Source organism: Vibrio glycogenivorans, assembly GCF_051660965.1.
GTDB lineage: Bacteria > Pseudomonadota > Gammaproteobacteria > Enterobacterales > Vibrionaceae > Vibrio.
Map to the genome: position 1 here is coordinate 366,591 of NZ_JBPVIS010000001.1, position 12,778 is coordinate 379,368.

Genomic DNA, 12,778 nt, shown 5'->3' on the forward strand with positions numbered 1-12,778 from the left:
TTTTAATTTTCCTTTACAGATGTCGCCTAAATGCGATGTTTCCGTAGTTTATTAGAACTAATGAAAGTTGCAAGGGGGTCCTTGCTGGTCAAACCACGATTTTTGCGATTTTAACCGAAATTCAGCTCATTTTTGACCTATATCATGCACATTTTATGTGCAAGACTTAACCAAAACTGGGGGAGTTTAGCGCAATAATATCAACTACTGTCTAAACTCAACCAACTTTAGCATTAAACCATGTACATGCCACCATTTACATGCAAAGTTTCGCCAGTTATGTAGCCTGCCTCAGGTGATGCAAGGAATGCCACTGCTGATGCGATCTCTTTCGGGTCACCAAGACGGCCCGCTGGTACGTTAGCCAGTGTTGCCGCACGCTGCTCATCGTTAAGCGCTTTGGTCATATCCGTCTCGATAAAACCTGGAGCAACCGTGTTCACCGTCACACCACGTGAAGCTACTTCACGCGCCATCGATTTAGTGAAGCCGATCACGCCCGCTTTCGCCGCCGCGTAGTTCGCTTGACCTGCATTCCCCATAGTGCCGACAACCGAGCCGACGTTAATGATGCGGCCTGCACGCTTTTTCATCATGCCGCGCAGTACTGCTTTTGACATACGGTAGATTGGCGTCAGGTTGGTGTTGATGATGTCATCCCACTCTGAGTCTTTCATGCGCATCAATAGGTTGTCACGAGTGATACCCGCGTTGTTGACCAGAATGTCGATCGCACCGAACTCATCATTGATCGCTTTCAAGGTCGACTCAACGGATTCAACATCAGTCACGTTAAGTGCCATTCCTTTGCCATTGTCGCCTAAATAGTCACTAATCGCAGTCGCACCGCCTTCTGAGGTTGCTGTACCGATCACGGTTGCACCGCGCTCAACCAGCAATTCTGCGATCGCACGGCCAATGCCGCGGCTTGCACCGGTTACCAGTGCAACCTTGCCTTCTAGGTTCATCATTGTTGTTTTCCCTTAATGGTATTGAACACTTACTTGGCTGCGTCTAGCGACGCAACATCGTTCACTGCCGCAGCAGTCAGTGCTTTCACAATTCGTTTTGTTAGACCAGTTAGAACCTTGCCTGGGCCAAGTTCTAGCAGTTTTTCAACGCCTTGCTCGTGCATCAGTTGTACACTTTCGGTCCAGCGAACTGGGCTGTACAACTGACGAACTAGGGCTTGTTTGATTTTTGCCGGATCGGTCTCAGCAGCCACATCGACGTTGTTGATCACAGGCAGTGCTGGCTGGTTGAAATCGATCTCTTCCAGTGCAAGTGCTAGCTTGTCAGCAGCTGGCTTCATCAAAGCACAGTGTGATGGCACAGAAACTGGCAGCGGCAACGCACGCTTAGCGCCCGCTTCTTTACACAACGCACCCGCGCGTTCAACCGCTGCTTTACTGCCCGCAATCACAACCTGACCCGGCGAGTTAAAGTTTACTGGTGATACGACATCACCTTGCGCCGCCTCTTCACAAGCCTTGGCAATCGCTTCATCATCCAAGCCGATGATGGCGTACATAGCGCCCGTTCCAGCAGGAACCGCTTCTTGCATCAGTTGACCACGCAGCGCAACCAGTTTGATCGCTTGTTTAAAGTCAATCACGCCAGCACAAACCAGTGCTGAGTACTCGCCTAGACTGTGACCTGCAAGATTAGCAGGCTGCTCTAGACCCAGCTCTTGCCATACGCGCCAAATAGCAACAGATGAAGCCAAAAGGGCTGGCTGGGTGCGGAAGGTTTGGTTGAGATCTTCAGCAGGGCCTTCTTGTACCAACGCCCATAGGTCATAGCCAAGCGCTTCAGATGCCTCAGCAAAGGTCTGTTTGACCACTTCATATTGCTCAGCAAGATCGGCTAGCATACCAACCGCTTGTGAGCCTTGACCTGGAAATACGATAGCAAACTTGCTCATGTTCTTTTCCTTAAGCAATAGAATTGAATCTCAGCCACTGACACAACACTGCCAATGGCTAAATTAGAGAGGTTAGAATTTCACTAGGGCAGAGCCCCAGGTGAAGCCACCACCAAATGCCTCTAGCAGTAGCATTTGACCACGCTTGATGCGCCCATCACGCACCGCTTCATCAAGAGCCGTCGGCACCGTGGCTGCCGAGGTGTTACCGTGTTTATCGAGGGTAATCACCACTTGGTCTAGCGACATCGCGAGCTTTTTCGCGGTCGCTGAAATAATTCGGTAGTTCGCCTGATGAGGTACCAGCCAATCGAGCTCGGTTTTGTGCATATCGTTGGCCGCCAGCGTATCTTTAACCAGCTTTGATAGCTGGGTGACAGCGACTTTAAATACCTCATTACCTGCCATGTGTAACCACTTATCTGGATCACCACCATGCTCAGGGTGTTCAAGGCTGAGCAGATCACCAAAGCGGCCATCTGCATTAATATGGGTAGACAAAATTCCAGGCTCTTTGCTCGCGCCAATCACAACAGCACCCGCGGCATCGCCAAACAGGATCACGGTCGAGCGGTCGGTTGGATCACACGTCTTGGACAGTGCGTCAGCGCCAATCACCAATACGTTGTTACACATGCCAGTCTTGACGTGCTGGTCAGCGATAGACAGCGCGTACATAAAACCAGAACACGCTGCAGCGACATCAAACGCCGGACAGCCTTGGATACCCAGTTTGGCTTGCACCTGACACGCCGAGGATGGGAACGCGTGACTGCCACTAGTGGTCGCGACAATGATCATATCGATATCGTTTTTGTCGATGGCGGCCATCTCAATGGCATTTTCCGCCGCGAGATACGCCATATCAGCGACTGTTTCGTTCTCAGCAGCAATGCGACGCTCTTTGATACCCGTGCGGGTAACAATCCACTCATCACTGGTCTCTACCATTTTCTCTAAATCTGCGTTAGTACGCACCTGAGACGGCAGGTAGCTGCCAGTACCTAAAATTTTGCTAAACATGAAGACTAATAATGCCTCTCGAGTAATACCGCTTCCAGACGATCACTGATGCGGCTCGGTATTTGTCGTTTTACCTCGTTGACTGCTTCACCAATTGCATTGGCAAACGCGGTAACATCGGCACTTCCATGACTTTTTATAACAATGCCGCGCAATCCTAGCAAACTTGCACCGTTATACTGGTCGGGGTTCAGTGTTTTTAGTTGGGTAAATAGTTCGGGGAGTAAACATCGTAGCAACCAACCACGAATTGTGGCCTTCGCCGTCCAACTTTTCAGCTTGTCAACCACCAACTGGGCGGTACCCTCACAGGTTTTAAGACAAACGTTACCCACAAACCCATCACACACTATCACATCTGCGACATCATTAAAGATCTGATTTCCTTCGATATAGCCGACATAATTAATCGCTTCGCTGTGGGTGAGCATCTCAGAGCAACGTTTAACCTGATCGTTACCTTTGATCTCCTCCTCACCAATATTGAGCAGGGCAACTCTCGGCGGCATGTCGAGGTTATTTTCGGCTAAAGCGCTGCCCATGACGGCAAACTGGAATAAGGAATCCGCATCACAAGAGATATTGGCGCCCAAATCGAGCATCCAGGTGCGTTTACCTGTCATACTTGGCAACGCAGTGACCAGTGCTGGTCGTTCAATGCCTGGCAGTAGTTTGAGTTTAAAGCGCGAGAGTGCCATCAAGGCACCGGTATTGCCTCCGCTGACAACGGCATCCGCCTTACCCTGGGCAACAAGGTCGAGACACACGGCCATTGAGCTGCGTTGATAATGACGCAGGGCGACTGAGGGTTTTTCGTGGTTTGAGATGACTTGATCGGCATGACGAATGCTCAGCTGAGCGTCTTCACTGCGGCCAAGTTGAGAAAGTTGGGTGGAAATCGATTGATGATCACCGACAAGGATCACTTTTAGCGCTGGGAAATGCGACAGTGCCTGCACGGCGGCAGGCACTGTAACGCGAGGACCGAAGTCTCCGCCCATTGCATCAAGTGCAACGGTTATATTTTGCAAAGGTCAACCTTACTTGTTGATAACCTTTTTGCCACGGTAGTAACCTTCAGCAGTTACATTGTGACGTAGGTGAGTTTCACCTGAAGTCGCGTCTACAGATAGAGCAGCTGTAGTTAGCGCATCGTGTGAACGACGCATACCACGCTTAGAACGAGTTTTACGGTTTTTCTGTACGGCCATTGACCCTACTCCTGTGCTAATGTCTAGAGAATTACTTCTTTAGACTTTTTAAAACATCGAATGGATTCGGTTTTTCTTCCACAATTTCTTCTGGAATCTCACCAAACACCAGGTTGTTTGAGTTAACGCTACAATCCGCTTCGTCATGCATGGCGATTTGAGGCAATGCTAGGATGAACTCGTCTTCAACTAACTGAATCAGGTCTAACTCACCGTACTCGTTCAGATCTACCAAATCGTACTCTTCCGGTGCTTCCTCTTCACTCTTCTCACTATAATAGGGAGTATAAGTGAATTGGACTTCACACAAATGTGTGAAAACCTCATTACAGCGTTGACACTCAAGGTCGACTTCGATGTTAGCTTTACCAGAGATAACAACCAGTCGTTGTTCATCATGCCCAAATGACACGTTGACGTGTGCGTCGCGTTTTACGCCTTCGACTGACTCCTCTAAACGCTTAAAAAGACTGACCTGGATGATGCCATCGAAATCGAGTCGTTTTTGAGCGGTTTTTTGGGGATCAACCGTTCGCGGTATTTTTACCTTTTGCATAGGGCGCGAATATTATCTTCCAATTAAAAATTAGTCAAAGGAAAAGGCAAAAAAATTAGAGTTTTTTTACCTTTTCCTAGCGTTGCAATTCTATCACCGATATTGTGTCTAACCAACTCACCCTTTCGATAGCAAGTGATTAAAAAATGACACATTACCGAATTGTTTTAGCATCGACTTCGCCATTTCGTCAATCTCTGCTCGCCAAGCTCGAGTTGCCTTTTCTCACCGCTCAGCCCGATTGCGACGAAACCCCTCTCGTCAATGAGACGCCGCAACAGCTCGTCACCCGCCTTGCCGAGCAAAAAGCCCGCTCGTGCATCGGTGATGAAACACAACCACGTCTGATCATCGGCTCCGATCAGGTGTGCGTGATCAACGGGCAAATCATCGGTAAGCCGCACACTCGTGAGCGCGCCATAGAACAACTGAGCGAACAAAGTGGTCAAGTGATCACCTTTTACACCGGACTTAGCCTAGTGAATAGTGTGACGGGCGAAGCCCAAACAACCGTCGAGCCATTCCATGTCCATTTCCGCAAGCTCACCCAAGCGCAGATCGAGCGCTATGTCGATAAAGAGCAGCCACTCAATTGCGCAGGCAGTTTTAAAAGTGAGGGACTGGGTATCAGCTTGTTTGAGCGCTTGGAGGGCAAAGATCCCAACACGCTCGTGGGTCTGCCACTGATCACCCTGACCGATATGCTTGCCAATCAGGGTGTCGATGTCCTTTAAACGATATTGACTCGTAAGTGAGCAATAGCGCCCTTTACTTTGTCCGAGCTATTTTTTACGTAACCCTGTTAGCACGCGTTCTAGCTTGGTTTCCATGGGCGCGTCTATCTCCATCCACTGCTCAGTTTTAGGGTGGATAAAGCGAATATTGGCCGCGTGCAAAAACAGACGGTCCAAACCGAATTTGCCGGTGTAAGCATCAAATCGGCGGTCACCATAGCGGTCATCCCATGCAATAGGGTGACCGGTATACTGAGTGTGCACACGGATCTGGTGTGTGCGCCCAGTGATTGGGCTGGCTTGCAGCAGCGTCGCGTGTTCAAACTGCTCGAGGATTTTAAACCGCGTCTCCGATGGCTTACCGTTTGGATTAACGCGCACAATACTGTTGACCTCATTTTTGAGCAAAGGCGCCGTCACTACCTTGCAGCTTGGCTTCCAGTTGCCCATCACCAACGCAAAGTAGAATTTCTTGACGGTTTTCTCACGAAACTGCGCCTGAAGATGACGCAGCGCCGAGCGCTTTTTTGCCACCAGCAAGATACCAGAAGTATCTCGGTCAATACGGTGCACCAACTCGAGAAAACGTGCATCGGGCCTCAGCGCACGCAGCGCTTCAATCGCGCCAAATTTTAGGCCACTGCCACCATGAACGGCGGTGCCCGATGGCTTATTGAGGATCAGCATATGCTCATCCTCAAAGATGATGTTGTGCTCAAGCTCAGCGACTTTATTGAGCTTGGTGCTTGGGGCTTGGGTTTCTTCCGTCACTGGCAAAGTCACTGGCGGGATGCGCACGACATCGCCCGCTTGCAGCTTATACTCAGCCTTGATCCTTTTTTTGTTTACGCGCACTTCTCCCTTGCGCACAATTCGATACACCATGCTCTTTGGCAAATTTTTAAGCTGATTACGCAGAAAGTTATCAATTCTCTGACCTGCCATATCCTCATCGATGTCGATAAGTTGGACTTTCGTTCTAATTTCATTCATTTAGATTTGCTCAAGGGAAGTTCGTAAACACGATTAGCGGCAGTTTACCATCCAAAACCGGTCGAATTCACATATTTTGTCTTCTTAATCATTTCAGATCGGTTAAATTTGGTCGAGATTGTTGTTCAAGCAAAGGATGTGGATAATCTCTGCACACTGATCGCTGACAAAACGACCAATCACCGACAGAATAAGGCTTGGGGTCACAGTGATTGAATTATTTTGCGCTATTTTCGCCTGTTTATAACAAAGCAGATTGCTGAGTTTTGTTGTCACTGCTATAGTTCAGTTCTGCAACTGGTGCAGAAGTCATTTTACGACTACCTTTGCACTAACTCATCAGTACTTTAGCTAGTACATCCTGACCTTCACTCCTCCTGACTCGATCCGACTTACGGTTAATTCGTAGTCCTCGTCAGAGAATGAAGTTACCCAGCGATATGAGAGAAGCAAAACCAAAGAGTAGACACTTTGTCTCGGATTGCCGCATCGGGCGTAAGACAATCTTGAGCAAAGATAAGCTTGCTGTTCTACTCGGGAACATTCGTGTTGAGTATCTCCACACTATTGTGGGTCACCCGTCAGCCAACTGTGCGGCCGGTGATAACTGAAGCGTCCACGAGCATCCCTCCAGCCGGGAGGCTGCAACTATGTAACCACGGGATCTGACGCCGCGAATGGGCAAGCAGCAAGCAACAAAATGAAAAAGATAACGAGATTGTTTAAATGAAAAGAATGTTAATTAACGCAACTCAAAAAGAAGAGTTGCGCGTTGCGCTGGTCGACGGCCAAAAACTGTTCGACCTTGATATTGAAAGTCCTGGACACGAATCCAAGAAAGCCAATATTTATAAAGGCCGCATCACCCGAATTGAACCAAGTCTTGAGGCTGCTTTTGTTGATTATGGCGCTGAGCGACACGGTTTCCTCCCACTAAAAGAAATTGCTCGCGAATACTTCCCAGAAGGCTATAGCTACCAAGGTCGCCCTAGCATCAAAGAAGTACTCAAAGAAGGTCAGGAAGTCATTGTCCAGGTTGAAAAAGAAGAACGTGGTAATAAGGGCGCAGCCCTAACCACCTTCGTCTCACTCGCCGGTAGCTACCTAGTCCTAATGCCAAACAACCCTCGTGCCGGTGGTATTTCTCGCCGCATCGAAGGCGATGAGCGTACCCAACTGAAAGCCGCACTGAGCACACTTGAGCTGCCACAAGGTATGGGCCTTATCGTTCGTACCGCTGGTGTTGGTAAGAGCGCCGAAGAGCTTGAGTGGGACCTAAACGTTCTGCTTAATCACTGGGGCGCAATCAAGCAAGCATCTGACTCAAACGCTGCACCGTTTTTGATCCACCAAGAGAGTAACGTGATTGTTCGTGCAATCCGTGACTACTTGCGCCGTGATATCGGTGAGATCCTAATCGACAGCAACACTATCTACGAGCGTGCTGTTGAGCACATTCGTCTGGTACGCCCTGACTTCATTAACCGCGTTAAGAAGTACGAAGGCGAAGTGCCGCTATTTAGCCACTACCAAATCGAAAGCCAAATCGAGTCGGCGTTCCAACGCGAGGTTCGCTTACCTTCTGGCGGCTCAATTGTTATCGACCCGACGGAAGCACTTACCTCGATCGATATCAACTCAGCGCGCGCGACTAAAGGCGGTGATATAGAAGAGACCGCACTCAACACCAACCTTGAAGCAGCTGATGAGATTGCTCGCCAGTTGCGTCTACGTGACCTTGGCGGTTTGGTGGTAATCGACTTTATCGATATGACACCAGTACGTCACCAGCGTGAGGTTGAGAACCGCCTGCGTGATGCCGTGCGCCTTGATCGCGCTCGTGTACAAATTGGTCGTATCTCACGCTTTGGTCTGCTTGAGATGTCACGCCAGCGCTTGAGCCCTTCATTGGCAGAGGCTAGCCACCACATCTGTCCGCGCTGTAGCGGCACCGGTGTAGTACGAGACAACGAGTCACTGGCACTGTCAGTCCTGCGTTTGATCGAAGAAGAAGCGCTTAAAGACAACACCTCACAAGTTCTCGCAGTGGTACCGGTGTCGATTGCCTCATACCTGCTTAACGAGAAACGTCGCTCTGTTAATCACATTGAGCGCAACCAAGAAGTTAAGATCACCATCGTACCAAACTCAGACATGGAGACCCCACACTTTGAGGTTATCCGCGTTCGCGACGGTGAAGAGCAAAACATTCTTTCTTACCTTGTGCCGAAGAAGCTTGAGGCAATGAAAGAAGCTGAAGCGCGCGATGCGGGCGAAAGCGAAACTAAAGTTAAGAAGGTAGAAGAGCCTGTACTAAAAGGCTTTGCTGCACCTGAGAAGGTCGCTCCAGCGCCAGTAGCTCCTGCTGCGCCAAGCAAACCCGCGGCTGCTGCGAAAGAGAGCCAAGGCTCAGGCCTATCGCGCTTCTTTAAAGCCATTACCAGCTTCCTATTTGGTTCATCTGAAGAGAAAGAGCCAGAGAAGAAAGAAGTCGTAGAAGAGAAACCACGCTCAAACAACCGTCAGCGCCGCGGTAATCGCAACGACCAACGTCGTCGTAACAACCGCGACAACCGTGATCGTGATGGCCGCGATAATCGTGACAACCGCGATAAGAATAAGCGTAAACCAACCCGCGATGAGAAACCTGAGCAGCAAGATGCACAGGCGAAAGGCGCGGAGAAGAAACCATCTCGCAAGCCAAGACAAGATCGTCGTAACAAGCGTGATGAGTCAAACAAGCCTTCTAAAGTGGAAGAGCAAGGCCTACAAATCGCTGCTGACGCGCAAACTGATAAGCCAGAATCACCACGTAAAGAAGAAAAAGCGAATCGTATCAAAGAGCGTCGTCAACGTCGCAAGCTGAACAAGAGCGTTCGTGTTAAGGATCAAGCTGAGCAACAAGCACAGCCAGTCACCAAAACTGATGAGTCTGTAGAAGCAAAAGCGGCGCGTAAGCCTGAGAAAGCTAAAGCTCAGCCATCTGCTGACAACGCAGCCTCAGAAGACAATGCACAAAATGGTGAGAAGAAAGGCCGTCGTAACCGCCGCTCTCCACGCCACCTACGTGCAAGCGGTCAGCGCCGCCGTCGCGGTCGCGATCGTCGCCCTAACCCATTCCGCCTACGTGCAGGTGGTGTAGCCTCTCCAGAGATGGCAATGGGTAAAGTGATGCCGAAATACGACTTGCCTAAGCCTGGTGCTAAGAAGTCACGCAAGGGTAACCAATCTACCGCTCCTATCGGCGGTGTAGCTTGCCCTGAGATGTCGATGGGTAAAGTGATTGTATACCGCGCGCCTGCGGCTAAGACAACCGCTCCTAAGGCTGCTAAGAAGCAAGTGGTAGAGACTCCAGTGGTTAAGAAGACGGCTGTTGTTGAGGCCCCAGCTGTTGATGCACCACAGCGTTTGATCGTGCCAGCAGTGGTTAACCCTGTGATCGTATCTAAACCACAAGCCGCTAAGCCTGCACCAGTGCAAGAGACAAAAACTGCGCCAGTGAAGCCAACTGCACCGAAGCAAGACGCTGTTAAGGCCGCTCCAACTGCTGATAAGCAGGTGAAAGCAAACCTTAAAGGCCACGCACAGGCTGCAATGGCGAAAGCTGCCGGCCCACAAGAGATCAAAGAGATCGAAGTGGTTGCGGCTCCACTGCGCACTGAACGTTATCAGCAAAAAGGCGCAGGTAGCCAGGCTGCGAGTAACCAAGCCGGTGCTGCAATGACCAAGCCGAACTTCTAATCTGTTAGAATCGTTCTATAAATAAAAAACCCGCTTCGTGCGGGTTTTTTTTAGAATCGAGACACGGAAAACAAGGGGCGGGGTTCGAGGACGGGCTTTGCCCTACGGGGAACGAGGGGGGTTATCACTCGTGATTTATTACTCGCTCCTCGGAACGTAGTGTAACTCGCACCTCGCCACTGAGTGTTTTTCAGCGTACACGCGTCACACCAGTCGGCTCTTCCATACTACATCTGTACGCCCAATATTCTAATATAACCCAGCTCAACTAGATATATACACTACCTAATTGAGCTCAATAAGCACAAATCACTAAATGTTACACTTTGAAAGAAAATAAGTGTTCTCTCTTCGCTTGTGCCCTTACCATTCCGTGCCACAATAAACGCACTTCAGCGAACAAATAATGAAATATACACGGACACTTTTAGCTCTTTCACTTCCTTTTACCTATACACTGACCGCAGTTAACGCGCACGCTGCTGGCTTTCAGCTAGCCGAATATTCGGCGACGGGGCTGGGTCGCGCTTATGCGGGCGAAGCGGCGATTGCCGACAATGCCAGCGCGCAATGGCGTAATCCTGCTCTCCTCACTCAGCTTACAGGCACGCAGGTTTCGTTCGGGGCTATCTATGTTGATCCGAACCTAACAGCAAAGGGAGAAGTCACTCCTATTCGACCAAGCGAATCTATTGCAGCTGAAGCCAAAGACTTCGCAAGTAGCGCGGTTATACCTAATTTTTATCTCAGCCACCAACTTAATAACCAATGGTTTGCTGGCCTTGCCGCCGGGACGAATTATGGTATGGAAGCAGATCTTGGAAGTGATTTCGCTGCGTCACATTTTGGTGATCAAGCCTCTATCACGACAATGGAGCTTAACGCAAACATCGCTTATCAACTAAACTCCAAGTTTAGCTTTGGGGCAGGTCTTCGTTATATTCTTGCCGAGGGTCACTTTGGCGCAACCGCTCCTGACCATAGTTTGATTGGCGGAACAACGCTTAAATATATGGAAGGTGATACCACTGATTGGGGCTGGCAAGCAGGCGCCACTTGGCAGATCAGCCAGATGCACCGAATCGGTATGGCTTACAAATCCGAGGTTGACCTAACACTTGAGGGGCACGCTGAAGGAATTGGATTCCTCACACCTGCCGGTAGTAAGAAAAAAGGAACCATGGACTTACCCCTTCCAGCCACTTTTGAACTGGCGAGCTTGCATCAACTCAGCGAACAATGGGCAGTTCACGCAAGTATCAACTGGACCAACTGGAGCGCGTTTGACAAACTCGAGGCCAATCTAGACGACCGCGACACGCCATCGATGGTTAAGGTAGAGAACTGGAGAGACAACTATCGCTTTGCCCTTGGTACGACCTACCAAGCAAGCTCTAAGGTAACACTTCGCTCTGGTGTCGCCTATGACACATCGGCCGTCTCCGATAAAAACCGTACGATAACGATCCCAGAAACCGATCGCTTATGGCTAAGCCTCGGGGGCAGCTACCAATGGTCCAAACAATGGACCCTGGACGGCGGTATAACTTATATCAAAGCAAAAGACGCCGACGTGACCGAGTCACGCGGTTACCCATCCGACGACCTTGCAGAGTGGTTTGGCGGCAGCTTCACCGGCCAAATCACCGGCAACGTCTGGCTAGCTGGCATCCAAGCTAATTACCGCTTCTAGTAGCAGTCTCGAGGTGCGGGTTACACTTTTTTTTAAGAGGAGCGGTTCCGAGGAGCGAGGAACGCATCAAGTGCGTTGAACGCCTCGCACCTCGAAGGGCATCGCCCGTACCCGCTCCTCGTAGCTTTCCCTAAAATTCATCAAGCAAGTCGTCAAACTCATCCTCATCAAACTCGTCTTGGGCTGTGCGCTCAATTTCCGCGGTAAAGTCGCGCCGCTGCAGGTACGCATCTCGAGTAAAGGCATAAGGGTCCGGTGAGCGCTCAATCAGCGCCTCTTGCTGAACTAATTGAGCCCGTGTTTCCATCCCTTCCAGTGCCCACTTACCCAGTCCGGCCCAAAAATTGAGATAAGCAAGCGGTACATAAGTGCTATCGACGAGCTCAAAGGTTTCTCTCGCGGTCCAAGGCCCGTAGCCAGGAACCATCACATATGGCCCATTTCCGACCCCATAGTGTCCAACGGCATCGCCAAATGTCTTGTCTTCATAAGCCGTAATCTCCGCGGCACTGGCGATATCAATGATGCCTCCTAGCCCCACCGTCGTGTTGATGAAAAAACGGGTAAGATGAGTGACCGCCTTATCGCCATTACCCATGATCAGGTTATTAACCATACTCGATGGCTCATCAAGATTTGACAGGAAATTACCGATGCCACTGCGCACTGGTCTTGGGGTGTAATTGACATATGCGAGGGATACCGGTCTGACAAAGTACGGGTCCAGATAATCATAATTGAAATTCCACATAACTCGGTTCATCCCTTCAAGGGGATCATTCACAGCTATGCTACCATCCTGCTCCGGCGCCGCTGCGCAGCCTGCAAGGCCGAAAAAAACGAAGCCTAGAAGCTGGGCGAAGAACAATGAGGAGTGTCTGATTGTCATATCGTCTCCCTGAA

General features: G+C 50.0%; 11 protein-coding genes. 3 read left to right on the forward strand and 8 right to left on the reverse strand.

Annotation, left to right across the window (positions count from 1 at the left end; genetic code table 11):
• Positions 1-233: 233 nt before the first annotated feature.
• The 6 genes from fabG to yceD form a co-directional block, all read right to left on the reverse strand.
• Positions 234-968 carry a 3-oxoacyl-ACP reductase FabG gene (gene fabG / locus ACSTTG_RS01610; RefSeq protein WP_438460790.1) on the reverse strand — a complete coding sequence of 245 codons (735 nt, stop codon included), beginning with the start codon at positions 966-968 and terminating at the stop codon, positions 234-236.
• A gap of 32 nt (positions 969-1,000) precedes the next feature.
• Positions 1,001-1,924 carry an ACP S-malonyltransferase gene (fabD, locus tag ACSTTG_RS01615; protein WP_438460707.1) on the reverse strand — a complete coding sequence of 308 codons (924 nt, stop codon included), beginning with the start codon at positions 1,922-1,924 and terminating at the stop codon, positions 1,001-1,003.
• Between the two features lie 72 nt (positions 1,925-1,996).
• The gene (locus ACSTTG_RS01620) at positions 1,997-2,947 is read right to left on the reverse strand and encodes a beta-ketoacyl-ACP synthase III (RefSeq protein WP_438460706.1); all 951 of its coding nucleotides are present in this window, start codon (positions 2,945-2,947) and stop codon (positions 1,997-1,999) included.
• Positions 2,948-2,952: 5 nt separating this feature from the next.
• Entirely contained in the window at positions 2,953-3,978 is a 1,026-nt protein-coding gene (gene plsX / locus ACSTTG_RS01625) for a phosphate acyltransferase PlsX (RefSeq protein WP_438473618.1), read from the reverse strand.
• A 9-nt stretch (positions 3,979-3,987) separates the two neighbouring features.
• Positions 3,988-4,158 (reverse strand): 50S ribosomal protein L32, encoded by a 171-nt coding sequence (gene rpmF / locus ACSTTG_RS01630; protein ID WP_014232495.1) that lies wholly within the window; start codon positions 4,156-4,158, stop codon positions 3,988-3,990.
• Positions 4,159-4,189: 31 nt separating this feature from the next.
• Entirely contained in the window at positions 4,190-4,714 is a 525-nt protein-coding gene (yceD, locus tag ACSTTG_RS01635; protein WP_438460704.1) for a 23S rRNA accumulation protein YceD, read from the reverse strand.
• A gap of 146 nt (positions 4,715-4,860) precedes the next feature.
• Between yceD and ACSTTG_RS01640 the strand changes: the two genes are divergently transcribed.
• Positions 4,861-5,448, forward strand: coding sequence for a Maf family protein (locus tag ACSTTG_RS01640; RefSeq protein ID WP_438460703.1), 588 nt, complete (start codon positions 4,861-4,863; stop codon positions 5,446-5,448).
• A gap of 48 nt (positions 5,449-5,496) precedes the next feature.
• Here ACSTTG_RS01640 and rluC read toward each other — a convergent pair whose 3' ends face one another.
• The gene (gene rluC / locus ACSTTG_RS01645) at positions 5,497-6,441 is read right to left on the reverse strand and encodes a 23S rRNA pseudouridine(955/2504/2580) synthase RluC (protein WP_438473619.1); all 945 of its coding nucleotides are present in this window, start codon (positions 6,439-6,441) and stop codon (positions 5,497-5,499) included.
• A gap of 726 nt (positions 6,442-7,167) precedes the next feature.
• Here rluC and rne point away from each other — a divergent pair.
• Positions 7,168-10,182 (forward strand): ribonuclease E, encoded by a 3,015-nt coding sequence (rne, locus tag ACSTTG_RS01650; protein WP_438473620.1) that lies wholly within the window; start codon positions 7,168-7,170, stop codon positions 10,180-10,182.
• 406 nt (positions 10,183-10,588) lie between these two features.
• Positions 10,589-11,875: an outer membrane protein transport protein gene (locus ACSTTG_RS01655; protein ID WP_438473621.1), complete on the forward strand. Its 1,287-nt coding sequence runs from the start codon at positions 10,589-10,591 to the stop codon at positions 11,873-11,875.
• Between the two features lie 130 nt (positions 11,876-12,005).
• On the opposite strand, the gene ACSTTG_RS01660 is transcribed toward ACSTTG_RS01655, so the two are convergent.
• On the reverse strand, positions 12,006-12,764 hold the full coding sequence (locus ACSTTG_RS01660) for an MlaA family lipoprotein (RefSeq protein ID WP_438460699.1): 759 nt from the start codon (positions 12,762-12,764) through the stop codon (positions 12,006-12,008).
• Between the last annotated feature and the right edge of the window lie 14 nt (positions 12,765-12,778).

Coding starts and splice junctions, on each gene's coding strand:
- fabG (WP_438460790.1), bottom strand. CDS start 968: ATGAACCTAGAAGGCAAGGTTGCACTGGTAACCGGTGCAAGCCGCGGC.
- fabD (WP_438460707.1), bottom strand. CDS start 1,924: ATGAGCAAGTTTGCTATCGTATTTCCAGGTCAAGGCTCACAAGCGGTT.
- ACSTTG_RS01620 (WP_438460706.1), bottom strand. CDS start 2,947: ATGTTTAGCAAAATTTTAGGTACTGGCAGCTACCTGCCGTCTCAGGTG.
- rpmF (WP_014232495.1), bottom strand. CDS start 4,158: ATGGCCGTACAGAAAAACCGTAAAACTCGTTCTAAGCGTGGTATGCGT.
- yceD (WP_438460704.1), bottom strand. CDS start 4,714: ATGCAAAAGGTAAAAATACCGCGAACGGTTGATCCCCAAAAAACCGCT.
- ACSTTG_RS01640 (WP_438460703.1), top strand. CDS start 4,861: ATGACACATTACCGAATTGTTTTAGCATCGACTTCGCCATTTCGTCAA.
- rluC (WP_438473619.1), bottom strand. CDS start 6,441: ATGAATGAAATTAGAACGAAAGTCCAACTTATCGACATCGATGAGGAT.
- rne (WP_438473620.1), top strand. CDS start 7,168: ATGAAAAGAATGTTAATTAACGCAACTCAAAAAGAAGAGTTGCGCGTT.
- ACSTTG_RS01655 (WP_438473621.1), top strand. CDS start 10,589: ATGAAATATACACGGACACTTTTAGCTCTTTCACTTCCTTTTACCTAT.
- ACSTTG_RS01660 (WP_438460699.1), bottom strand. CDS start 12,764: ATGACAATCAGACACTCCTCATTGTTCTTCGCCCAGCTTCTAGGCTTC.